The organism is Kocuria sp. GQ42 (assembly GCF_059758435.1).
Genome location: NZ_JCAXEN010000007.1, coordinates 96997 through 108837 on the forward strand (window position 1 = coordinate 96997; position 11841 = coordinate 108837).

Sequence of the window (11841 nt, forward strand, 5' to 3'; positions counted from 1 at the left end):
GGGGTGCCCGGGCCCGGGCACCCCGTGCCGCGCGGATCGGCCCGGGCGGACCGACCCGTTCGGATCGGCCCGCGCGGATCAGTCCGGGCGGATCAGACGGTGCGGATCAGACGGACGGGAGGTCGTGCAGGTTGTTGCACACGGTGTCCTCCGGGGCGGCCCACAGCCGCTTCTCGCACCCGGCGGACACCACGCGGACCCGCAGCTGTCCCGACGACCCCGGGACGTAGTAGAGGTGGACCTCGCTCTCGATGTCCCGGATGATCCGGGTGGTCGACCGCGGGGACCACACCTCCGCGGGATTGCACAGGGCGACGATGTTCCCGAGGGGGTCCGTGCGGACGCCCGTGACGGGTCTCTGGTCGGTCATCGGTAGAACTCCTGAGCTCGTGCCCCGGCCGGCACCGCCGGTCCGGGGATCAGTCATATACCACGGCGCGGTCCTGTGCACCACCCTCCACCGGGGTCGCGTGCCGGCCGCTTGGGTTTTCGTTTGCTTTTGACGCACTCCGGGCGTTCGCTTTTGACTCACGGGGCCTTGCCCGGGATCATCGGTGCCTGAACCCTCTCTCGCGGCGGACCTGGATCCTGGTCCGCGGGACCGGAGAGGACGGTGCTCGGACCACGGCCTTCGGGGGAAGGCAGGCTCCGGGCGCACCGGGGACAGTGATCATGACAGTGGGGGATCATGACAATGGATGGGGAACACTCGATCAGGCTGCGGCTTCTCGGCAACGTCGAGGTCGAGCTCGACGGCACCGTGCTGGCCCTGGGCCACCGGCAGCAGCGGCTGCTGGCCGCGCTCGCCGTCCTCGGTCCCAAGCCGCGCCGGTTCCTCGGCGAGCTGCTGTGGCCCGACCGGACCGCGGAGCGCGCGATGGGCAGCCTGCGCACCACCGTCTTCAACATCTCGCGCCAGGTGCCCGGGGCCGTCGGGGCCCGCGGCAACAACATCGCCCTGGCCGGGACGGTCACCGTGGACCTGCACGAGCTGCGCGCGTCCCTGGACCGGGCGGCCACCGCCACGGCGCCCGTGACGGAGGACCCCTGGTTCCTGTCCCCCGACGGCGCCCAGCTGCTGCCCGGCTGGTACGACGGCTGGGTGATGGCCGAGCAGGACCGGCTGCGGACCCTGTACGTCAACGCCGTGGAGCACCTCGCCCGGCTCTCCCTGGAGCACCGCGACTTCTACCGGGCCCACGTGCTCGCCGACAACGTCCGGGCCCTCGACCCGCTGCGGGAGAGCGCGGTCCGCGTGTCGATCGAGGCGGACCTGGGTCTGGGCAACAACGCCCCGGCCCTGCAGACGTTCCGCAGCTTCTGCAGCACGATGGCCGACGAGCTCGGAGCGCCGCCCTCCCCCCAGATCACCCAGCTGATGGGCCACATGCGCAGCGCCTGACGCGCTCCCGCACGGAGCCGTCCCGCCCTGAGCCGTCCCGGCCGGTGCGTGCCCTGCGGCGGAGGAACGACGTCCCCGCGACCCGCTGACGGGTCGCGGGGACGTCCACTGGGCGGTCATGGCCGGGTCATCGTCCCGAGGTCAGGGCGGCCGTGGCCGACCGCACCGGGATGCCGCGCCAGGCGGTGTGGGGCAGCAGCTGCTCGCCCTTCATCACCAGCGACAGCGCGTCCACCGAGGCACCCGCGCCGACCGTCGTGTCGTAGAGCACGATCGAGCGCGCACCGACGGAGGCCCCGGGCAGGATCTCCACGTGGGACATCTTCATCACGCGGTCCTCGAAGAGGTGCGTCTGCAGCGACACGTCCGTCGAGACGGCGGCGTCGTCGCCGATGTGGACGAGGTCGAACTCGGTCAGGTAGGTGGTGCCGATGTACGTCCGCCGGCCGATCTGCGCGCCGAACAGGCGCAGGACCGGGCCGATCAGGGGCGTGCCCACGAGACCGCCGATGAGGGCGGGGACCGCCGCGGACTCGTACACGCCGGTGACGAACTCGCTGCGCCGGACGAAGTTGTCCCACAGCGGCTCGACGCGCTGGCGGTACCGGCCCACGATCGCCCACTTCAGGACGACGACGGCGAGGACCACGGTCAGGCCGGTGGCCAGCGCGACCAGGGGCAGCACGGCCACGAAGCCGAGCAGCGTCAGCTCGGGCACCAGGGCGACCGACGCGAGCAGGCCCAGGTAGCCGATCAGCCCGATCAGCGCCGGCGGGACCGTGATGCGCAGCGCCTCGATGACGAGGCGGGCCGCCACCTTGCCGCGCGAGGGCCGGAAGGTGAGGCTCTCGTCGTAGTTGCCGCTGTCCTGCCGGCGGGGCAGGAACATGGCGGGCGAGCCCAGCCAGGACGTGCCGTCCGGCACGTCGGCCGGGGGCACCGAGGCGACGCCCACCAGGGAGCCCTCGCCCATCCGGGTGCCCGAGGGCACGAACGCGGCGTTGCCCACGAACGAGCGGTCGCCCACCACGGTGCGCTCCATGTACAGGTGACCGTGGTGGTAGACGGCGCTGCCCACGCTGGCCATGTCCGCGACGAAGCTCCCCTCGCCGAGGGTGAGGAGGTCCGGGTCGATGTGGCCGACCGTGGAGACCTCGGAGCGGGGGCCGACCTTGGCGCCCAGGGCGCGCAACCAGGGGACGGTGTACATCGTGGCGTACAGGGCGTTGGTGCTCTCCAGGCTGGTGGAGAGCAGCTGGTCCGCCATCCACTTGCGCACGCCGAGCCCGCTGCGCACGGGGTGGATGCCGGTGGGCGTGCGGCGCAGGACGATCTTCCGGCCGCCCGCGACCACGGCGCAGACCGTGAGCACGTAGACGACGCCGACCGCCGGGGTGAGGGCGAGCCCCACGGGGAGGCCGAACTCCAGGGCCGCGGCCCAGATCATCAGGAAGGACGGGAGCACCAGGACGAAGGGCATCAGCTCGAGGACCAGCCAGCCCAGGAGCAGGCCGGCCGCCAGCGGGGCGGGCCAGCGGCCGCTGGGCAGCGGGCGCCGCTCCATCCGCTCGAGCAGCTCGTCGTCGCCGTCACCGGGCCGGGCCGGGGAGCCCAGCCAGTGCTCGCCGGCGGGGATCGTCTGGTTGCGGGAGGCCAGGGACTGCTCGGCCAGGCGGGCACCGTCCTCGATCCGGGTGCCCGGCTGCAGGAGGGCGTTGGCCCCCACGAACGCGTCGTCGCCGATGTGCACCGGCGCGATGGTCACCCACCCCTCCTCGACCTGGGCGGTCTGCACGGAGGAGTTGTAGCCGATGCTGGCGCGCGCGCCGACGGTGACGAGCGAGGGCAGGCCGATGGCGGCGGTGCCCACGTGGGCGTCCGGACCGATCCTGGCGCCCAGCAGGCGCAGGTAGACGGCGGCCATCGGGGTGCCGGTCAGGAGGTTGAGCGGCGAGAGCCGGGTCAGCCCGTCGATGCACCACAGCAGGTAGTACTGCCGGCCCCAGAGGGCGTGGTGCCCCGGTCTGACGAAGCGCCCCAGCACGCGGGAGCCGAGGAACGGCAGGAGGACGCGGGCGAGCACGGAGACCAGGACGCCCACCAGGAGCATGTCCCACATCAGGGCGTAGCTGAACTGACCGCCGTAGGAGTACAGGACCGCGGCGAGCGGGGAGCCGACGAGCATGGCCGCCAGGACCATCGTCGTCACCTGCGCGAGGCCGCACAGCGCCACGCGGCCGCTGGTGTGGTGCAGCGGCGCGGGGCGGTCGTCCGGGGCGGCCGCGGCGGGGACGTACGCCGGGGCGGCGTCCAGGTGGCGCGCCAGGTCCCGGACGGTCGGGTAGGTGTAGATGTCCGCGATGGAGATGTCCTGGTCCGGGTGCGCGCGGCGCAGCTCGGACGTGGCGGTCGCGGCGAGCAGCGAGTGCCCGCCGAGCTCCATGAAGAAGTCCGCCTCCACGGAGAGCTGGTCCTCGGGGATGCGGAAGACCTTGGACCACACCTCCGTGATCCCCCACTCGGCGTCCGTCGCCGGCGGGACCAGCCCCATCGTGGTCACGAAGCGGGGCGTGCTGGGGTCCGGCAGGTTCTTCCGGTCCACCTTGCCGCTGACCATCATCGGCATCGCGGGCAGGATCTCGTAGAAGGACGGCACCATGTACGGCGGCAGCGCCGCGACCACGGAGTCGTGGAGCAGCTCGAAGAGGGCGCGCTCGTCGCGCACCGGGGCGCGCAGGGTGAGGAACGCCGCGACGTCGTCGCCGCCGGAGGTGAGCTTCACGGCGGCGTCCGCCACCGCGTCCTCCCGGCGCAGCACGTTCTCGATCTCCTGCAGGTCCGCGCGGTGACCGCGGATCTTCACCTCGCTGTCGGCGCGGCCGAGGTACTCGATCTCGCCGTCGGGCATGAACCGGCCCAGGTCGCCGGTGCGGTAGATCCGTCCGGCCCGGGGCCCGTCCGGGTGGGGGCGGAAGCGCTCCTCGGTGACGTGCGGCAGGTTGACGTAGCCGCGGGCCACGCCGGGGCCGGCGATGCAGATCTCGCCGGGCTCGCCGTCGGCGACCTCGTTCATCTCCTCGTCGAGGATCCGCACCTCGTAGGTGGGCAGGGGCTTGCCGATGGTCACGGGCCGCCCGGGGGCGAGCTCGCCCCACGTGGCGGTCACGGTGCCCTCGGTGGGGCCGTAGGTGTTGAGCATCCGGCGCTCGGGGGTGGACCACCGCTCCACGAGGTCGGCGGGGCAGGCCTCGCCGCCCACCAGGATGCTGCGGATGCGGGGCAGGTCGTGCTCCAGGGTGGCCAGGACGGTCGGCACGCAGTAGAGCACGGAGATCTCCATGCGCTGCAGGAACTCGGCGAGCCCCTGTCCCAGGCGGGCGTCGTCGGTGGGCCCGGCCACCAGGGAGGCGCCCACGGCCCAGGTCGGCCAGATCTCCTCGATGGAGAAGTCGAACGCGATGGTCATGCCCTGGTAGACGCGGTCCTCGGAGCGGACGTCGTAGACCTCGGGCACGATCTCGATGAAGTTGCAGATGCTCGAGTGCGCGACCTCGACGCCCTTGGGGCGGCCGGTCGAGCCCGAGGTGTAGATGATGTAGCACGTGGGGTCGCCCTCGTGGCGGACGACCGGGCGGTGCGCGGGCGCCTCCTCGAGCCGCTCGCCGATCCGGCCGACGTCGACGACGTCGGCGGGCGCGTCCTCGACCAGGGCCACGAACTCGGCGGAGGTCAGCATGAGGGACAGGTCGGAGTCCTCGGCGATGAACTGCACGCGGTCCGCGGGCAGGTTCGGGTCGATCGGGACGAAGGTGGCGCCCGTCTTGAGGATCGCCAGGAGGGACGCGTAGAGCATCGTGGAGCGCTGGAGCAGGATCCCGACGCGGTCGCCCGCGCTCAGGCCGTAGCCGGTGATCAGGTGGGCCAGGCGGTTGGCGAGCTCGTCGAGCTCCGCGTAGGTGTAGGCCCGGCCGTCGGCGTGCAGCGCCTGGGCGTCGGGGGTCAGGTCGCAGCTGCGCTCGAAGAAGTGGTGCAGCCGGGTGGGCTTGGTCTCCGTGCTCCGGACGCCCCGGGTCGAGGGCTCCGTCCACGGTGCTGCTCCGGCGGGGCCTCCCTTCGCGGCGGCCTCGTCCCACAGCACTCGCTCTGCCGCCGCAGCCTCCTCGCGGCGGTGAGAGCGATGTGGCACTGAGGTCATGTCCAACTCCTTTCGATGCACGTAACACCGGTGTTACCGGCAAGTCCGTTCTACGGAGCGGGGTGTTATGGCCTCCTCACGGATCCGTCACGGCGGCGTTATTCCTCCGTTATCGATGCGTTCGTCGGCGGAGCTGCCAGGGGCGATGCCGACCGCCCGATCGGTTTCCAGTGGGGAAGATCACAGCGCAGATCTCGCTCTGCGAGACGTTTTCGACTGCAATCGTGCGGTTCCCGGGCCGGGGGTCGACGGTCGGGGATGCTCCCCCGGCGCGCGCCGCGCGCCGGGGGAGGCAGTGGCCGGCCGCCCGTACCGGCCACAGCTCCGGGGACAGGAGAATTCGCCGTGTTACCTTTCGTGAACGAGCGTCGGGCCGTTCCGGCACGCACGAGGCCCCCGCGCGGGAACAGGACCGTCTCGTCCCTGTTCCCGTGCGGGGGCCTCGTGCTGCGCCGCGCCCCGGGTGCCGCTCAGCCGGCCGGGGAGCCCCGGTCCTCGTCGTCGCCGGAGGGCGTCGCCGCGGCGCCGTCCGGCCGGGCCGCCCAGGTGAGGTAGCCGCCGTCGAGGTTGACGACGTCCCGTCCGTGCTGCGCCAGGACCCGCGCCGCGAGGTAGCCGCGCAGGCCGGCCTGGCAGTGCACCACGAGCTCGCCCTCCGGCAGCTCGTCGAGGCGGTCCCGCAGCTGGTCCAGCTCGATGTTGATCCCGCCGGGGATCGGCATCGCCGTGTGCTCGCCCGGGGTGCGGACGTCCAGCAGGGTGGCGCCGGAGGCGAGGCGGTCGTCGAGCTCGTGCCACTGGACGGTCTCGACGAGCCCGTCCCGGTGGTTGCGGTCGATGTAGCCGAGCATGTTCACGGGATCCTTGGCGGAGCCGTAGAGCGGGGAGTAGGCCAGCTCGAGCTCGGCGAGGTCGGCGGCCGCGATGCCGCCGGTGATGGCCGTGGCGAGGACGTCGATGCGCTTGTCCACGCCCGCCCCGCCCACGCCCTGGGCGCCGAGGATCGCGTCGTCCTCTGGGTCCACGAGCAGCTTGAGGGTCATCCCCTCCGCCCCGGGGTAGTAGCCGGCGTGGTTCGCGGGGTGCGTGTGGATCGCGCGGTAGGGCCGGCCCGCGGCGCGCAGCCGCTTCTCGTTCCAGCCCGTGGCCGCGGCCGTGAGGCCGAAGACGCCGACCACGGAGGTGCCCAGCACCGGCCGGTCGGAGACGTCCATGCCGGCGATCACGTCGGCGACGAGCCGGCCCTGGAGGTTGGCCGTGTTGGCCAGGGCGACGAGCGTGGCGGACCCGTCGAGGGCGTCGCGCTTCTCCACGGCGTCCCCCACGGCGTAGACGTCCGGGTCGGAGGTGCGCAGGTGCTCGTCGACGACGATGCCGCCGCGCGCCCCGACCTCCAGACCCGCGGCCCGGGCCAGCGTGCTGTCGGGGCGGACGCCGACCGCGGCGAGGACCACGTCGGCGGGCAGCTCGGTGCCGTCGTCGAGCGTCACGGTGCGCTCCCCCACCTCGGTGACCGTGGTCCCCAGCCGCAGGTCGAGCCCGCGCTCGCGCATCAGGGTGTGCACGGGCTCGACCATCTCGGGGTCGAGCGGGGCCATGACCTGGGGGGCGGCCTCGACGAGGGAGACCTGCAGGCCGCGGTGGACGAGCTGCTCGGCGACCTCGAGGCCGACGTAGCCGCCGCCGACGACCACGGCGGAGCGGGCGCCCTCGACCGCGGCCACGACCGCGTCGGTGTCCTCGATGTCGCGCAGGACCAGGGCGCGCTCGATGCCGGGCACGGGCGGGCGGACGGGGACGGCGCCCGGGGAGAGGACGAGGACGTCGTAGCCCCGCTCCTCCTCCCGGCCGGAGGCGAGGTCCCGGACGCGCAGCACGTGCCGGTCCCGGTCGACGCCGACGACCTCGTGCCCCACCCGGACGTCGAGGCCGAACCGGGCACCCAGGGACTGCGGGGTCTGCAGCAGCAGCGCGGAGCGCTCCTCGATGACGCCGCCCACGTGGTAGGGCAGGCCGCAGTTGGCGAAGGACACGTGGCCGCTGCGCTCGTACACCGTGATCTCGGCGTCCTCCAGCAGTCGGCGCAGACGGGTGGCCGCGGACATTCCGCCGGCGACGCCGCCCACGATGACGATTCTCATGCAGTCATGCTACCGGCGCCGCTCAGGCCGCCGCGCGGTTCGCCCGCTCCGGCCAGCCCGGTGTCCTGAGCCGGCGCCGGAGGGTGCTGCCGGGGCGGGAACCGGTGAACTCGCCGTCGGCCCCGCACGCCGCGACCCAGCCGGGCGCGTCCCGTCCCAGCACGTGCGCGGCGCGGGCGTAGGCCTGGGCCTCCACCGCGCTCTGCGCGGCGACCACGACCCGGTCCCACGGGCTCGCCGAGGCGGCGCCGGTCACCGGGTTGACCAGGACGCTCCCGGGGCTCTCCACCACCGCGAGGCCCCGCCGGCCGCGCTCGACGAGGGCCGCCCGCACCCCGGGATCCACACCGGCCCGGGGGTCGGCGGTCCGGGGATCCGCGCTCCGTGCCGCCGGGGCGGCGCCCACGAGGGCGGCGGCCGCGGCGGTCGGCCCGCCCACGGCGCACGCGGCGCCGACCTCGGCGACCAGCGCAGAGCCGGGGTGCGTCTCCGTGAAGACCCGGACGATGCGGTCCGCCGCCCACGCGTCGGCGACCGGCGCGAGGTCCAGGACCGTGCCGCGGCCCATGCGCAGCCGCCGGGCGGCCACGTCCAGGTCGAGGCTCCCGATCCCGGGCGCCGGGTGCGGCTCGAGCCCGTCCAGGGCCCGCCAGGCCGCCCCGCCGGTGGTGGGATCGGTGAGCCCGCTCGTGAGGCGGGCGGAGAGCAGGGCGGCCGCGACGATCCCGGCGAGCACGGGCCCGAGGACGACGTCGACGTCCTCGTGCTCGGCGAACCGGTTCAGCAGGGACAGCTCCGAGTCGATGCGCTCGGGCGCCACGGCGCGGGCGACCTCGCGGCGCACGTGCTCGGCGAGCCGGACGGCCTCGGCCTGGAGGTCCGGTGCGGGGGCGCGCACGGCGCCGGCGTCCGGGGCGCGGGGCGGGATCGGGGTGGGCATGACCGTCTCCTGGTGGTGGGGGGGAGAGGCGGGCGACGACGGCGTGCGGGGGGACACGGACAGCTGCTGTCGAGCATACGCGCGCCGGGCCCGGCCGGCGGTGACGTGACCCACCGTTACCCGACCGTCATGCTCGCGCACCGGGACCGGCCCGTGACGGCCGCCGCGCCCGCCGGGACGCCGGCCGGGACGCCGATCGGGGCCCCGGAAGGCGCCCGCACCCGGCGCAGCACGTCGGCCGGGCGGTTCGTGGTGAGCTGCTGGACGCCGAGCGCGCGGCACAGGTCCACGTCCCGTGCGGTGTCGACCGTCCAGACCCGCAGCACGCGTCCCTCCGCCCGCCACTGCCGCACGAGTTCGGGGTGGGCCCGGACGAAGTCCAGCCCCGGGCCCACCAGGTCCACGAGGCCCGCCGAGATCACGGGCAGCGCCGGCGGCACCACGAACCGCATGCCGGCGTGGAGCACCGCCGCGGCCGTGCGGCCGACGCGCAGGCTGTCCCCGACCGTGCGGCGGGTGGTCGTCCCGACCAGCTGGCACACGTGCCGGGCGGGCACCGTCTCCAGGAAGTGCCGGACGGCGTCGGGGTGGAAGCTCATCAGCGAGACCGTGACGTCGTCCAGCCGCCCGGTCTCGGGGTCCCAGCCCTCCCGCATCAGCAGGCCGAGGACCTCCTCCTCGAGCCGGTGGCCGAACGGGCTGGGGTGCTTCGTCTCCACGGCCAGGCCCACGGGCCGGCCCGCTCCCCGCAGCAGGTCCAGCAGCTCGGGCAGGGTGAGCAGCTGACGGTCCGGCGCCCCGTGGCCCGGCGGGATGTGCACGCCCTTCCAGGAGGTCCAGTCGAGGCGGCGCAGCTCGGCGAGCGTGCGGGCGGAGACGGGGCCCCGGCCGTCGCTCGTGCGGCCCAGCTGGGCGTCGTGGTGCAGGACCAGGTGGCCGTCGCGGGTGAGGTGGACGTCGCACTCCACCCCGTCGGCGCCGTCCAGCAGCGCCTGCACGTAGGCGGCCCGGGTGTGCTCGGGGAGGTCCGCGCTGGCCCCCCGGTGCGCGTAGACGATCGGCCGCACGGCGCTCCCTCGGCTGTCGGTCGGGGCGCGGTGCGCCCCGCTCGTGCACCAGGCTAGGGAGACGCGGTGAACGCGGGGCCACGCCCCGGCGGACCTGTCGTGAACGACGACGACGCCCCGCCGGGGGCGGGGCGTCGTCGAGCGGCAGCGCGGGAGCGCGGCGCGGGGTCTACTGCTCGCCGGTGATCTCGCCGTGGGCCGCGGCGACCGTGTCGGCCTTCCGGCCCCGCCTGCCCTTCCGGGACTTGCCGTCGTCGAACCGGGGGGCCCGCTCCTCGGGCCCGAGCTCGGCCGGGAACGTGGTGGGCAGCGGCCCGAACGCCTCGTGCGTCGCGGCGATGACCTGCTTGGACATGGCCAGGTTCGCTCCCCCGCCGACGATCGCGCCCACGCCGAACGGCAGGGCGCGGCCGAACACGGCTCCGGTCTGCTTGAGCAGGAAGCGCTTGACGAACATGTTGCGGATGATCCTGCTGACGTCGAAGGTCTTCGAGTCGTCCTTGCCCATCATCAGGCCCCAGGAGGACATCATGCCGCGGCCCTTGGTGCCGCTGGCCAGGATCTGGTTCATGACCTGGCGGCCGTCCTCGCCGAGCATCAGGGCCATGACCATGGTGCGGGTCTTCTCCGGGTCCTCCGTGTGCACCCCGTGCAGCTCGGCGATCGCCTGGGCGTACAGGGCGGTGGCCTCGAGGTAGCCGACCACCGCGAACGAGGACAGGCCCAGGGACGCGACGGTGCCGATGCCGGGGACCACCGCGGTGGCGCCGACGGCCCCGCCGCCCATGGTCACGGACCGGACGTAGATCTTCTCGAGCCGCCTGGCGATCTGCTCGGGCGTCTCGTCGGGGTGGTCGGCGCGCTCCTTCTTCACGAAGCCCAGGACCACGGGCCGCTGCACGCGCAGCACGGTGTCGAGGAGCTTGTTCATGGCGGGCTTGGGCTTGCCCTCGTCGTCGAACGCGTTGTTCAGGGGATTCAGGTCCATGGCGTGCTCTCCTTGTGGGGTGCCGGGACGGTGGGTCTCGGCCCACTATATGCACAGCAGGCTGATCGGGTCCCGGGATTCGCCGACGGCTGAGGAGGGGGGCGGTCAGCTCCCGGGCAGCCGGGAGACGGACGGGTCGACCTGCTGGAAGGAGTCCGGGAACTCGGCGCGCAGCCGGACCAGCTCCCGGGCGAACGCGTCCAGGTCCCGGTCCTCCTGGCTGACCGGTTGCCACTGCCGGGCCGGCAGGGCGTGGCCCTGGTCGTCGAGGGCGACCATGACCATGAGGCAGTTGGTGGTCAGCGCGAGCTCCCCGGTCGCGGGGTCCCCCGACCAGCAGTTCACGGAGATGTGCAGGCCGCGGGCCGCGGTGTGGATGAGCCGTGCCCGGACCTCCACGAGGTGGCCGATGTGCATGGGCCGGTAGAACCGGACGCCCCCGGCGTAGACGGCGATGACCGGCCGGCCCGCCCACCGGGCCCCGCACACGTACGCGGCCTCGTCGATCCAGCGCATGGCCGTGCCCCCGTGCACCTTCCCTCCCCAGTTGATGTCCGTGGGCGCGGCGAGGAAGCGCAGCACGGTCTCCTCGGCGGTGCCCTCGTCCGTGTACCGCTGCTCCGCCATCAGCTCCTCGATGCTGTTGCGCAGCTCGATCCGCCGCTGCGTGACGGCCGACTGCCGGCGCTCGTGCTCCGTCTCGGGCGCCCACTGCGGGACGGGGGTGGGGCGGCCGTCCCCGTCCACGGCCACCATGATGATCAGACACGTGTCCTTGAGGGTCACCCCGTGCTCGCGGGGATCCGCGGAGGCCACCTCCACGCGGATGTGCATCGAGGACCGTCCCGTGTGCACGATCTTCGCGGAGACCTCCACCATGTCCCCCACGCACACCGGGCGGTCGAAGTGGATGTTGCCCACGTACGCCGTCACGCAGTAGGCCCGGGACCAGCCCACGGCGCACGCGTAGGCGGCCTTGTCGATCCACTCGAGGACGCGCCCGCCGTCCACGGTGCCGGTGCGCCCGGCGTCGGTCGGGGCGGCGAGGAAGCGGAGAACGGCGGTGTCGCGTGCGGCCATGACCCCAGTGTGGCACGGGTCACCGCAC

At 73.8% G+C, this 11841-nt stretch carries 8 protein-coding genes; 1 reads left to right on the top strand and 7 read right to left on the bottom strand.

Translation table 11 applies throughout. The features are described 5' to 3' along the window. Window positions 1-106: 106 nt before the first annotated feature. Window positions 107-370: a hypothetical protein gene (locus AC6CH6_RS14560; RefSeq protein WP_017833496.1), complete on the bottom strand. Its 264-nt coding sequence runs from the start codon at window positions 368-370 to the stop codon at window positions 107-109. Window positions 371-694: 324 nt separating this feature from the next. On the opposite strand from AC6CH6_RS14560, the gene AC6CH6_RS14565 reads away from it, so the two are divergent. Next, window positions 695-1402 (top strand): AfsR/SARP family transcriptional regulator, encoded by a 708-nt coding sequence (locus AC6CH6_RS14565; protein WP_165979620.1) that lies wholly within the window; start codon window positions 695-697, stop codon window positions 1400-1402. A 127-nt stretch (window positions 1403-1529) separates the two neighbouring features. On the opposite strand, the gene AC6CH6_RS14570 is transcribed toward AC6CH6_RS14565, so the two are convergent. The 6 genes from AC6CH6_RS14570 to AC6CH6_RS14595 all read right to left on the bottom strand — a co-directional run bounded on the left by AC6CH6_RS14570 (window position 1530) and on the right by AC6CH6_RS14595 (window position 11813). Further along, window positions 1530-5597 carry a Pls/PosA family non-ribosomal peptide synthetase gene (locus AC6CH6_RS14570; protein ID WP_241482883.1) on the bottom strand — a complete coding sequence of 1356 codons (4068 nt, stop codon included), beginning with the start codon at window positions 5595-5597 and terminating at the stop codon, window positions 1530-1532. Window positions 5598-6067: 470 nt separating this feature from the next. After that, window positions 6068-7738 (bottom strand): FAD-dependent oxidoreductase, encoded by a 1671-nt coding sequence (locus AC6CH6_RS14575; protein ID WP_498255659.1) that lies wholly within the window; start codon window positions 7736-7738, stop codon window positions 6068-6070. 22 nt (window positions 7739-7760) lie between these two features. After that, entirely contained in the window at window positions 7761-8678 is a 918-nt protein-coding gene (locus AC6CH6_RS14580) for an FAD:protein FMN transferase (protein WP_498255660.1), read from the bottom strand. A gap of 116 nt (window positions 8679-8794) precedes the next feature. Beyond that, entirely contained in the window at window positions 8795-9745 is a 951-nt protein-coding gene (locus AC6CH6_RS14585; protein WP_498255661.1) for a glycerophosphodiester phosphodiesterase, read from the bottom strand. A 169-nt stretch (window positions 9746-9914) separates the two neighbouring features. Continuing rightward, window positions 9915-10733, bottom strand: coding sequence for a di- and tripeptidase (locus AC6CH6_RS14590; protein ID WP_419966384.1), 819 nt, complete (start codon window positions 10731-10733; stop codon window positions 9915-9917). A gap of 105 nt (window positions 10734-10838) precedes the next feature. After that, window positions 10839-11813, bottom strand: a complete 975-nt coding sequence (locus AC6CH6_RS14595) for an acyl-CoA thioesterase (RefSeq protein WP_498255662.1) — start codon at window positions 11811-11813, stop codon at window positions 10839-10841. Window positions 11814-11841 lie beyond the last annotated feature (28 nt).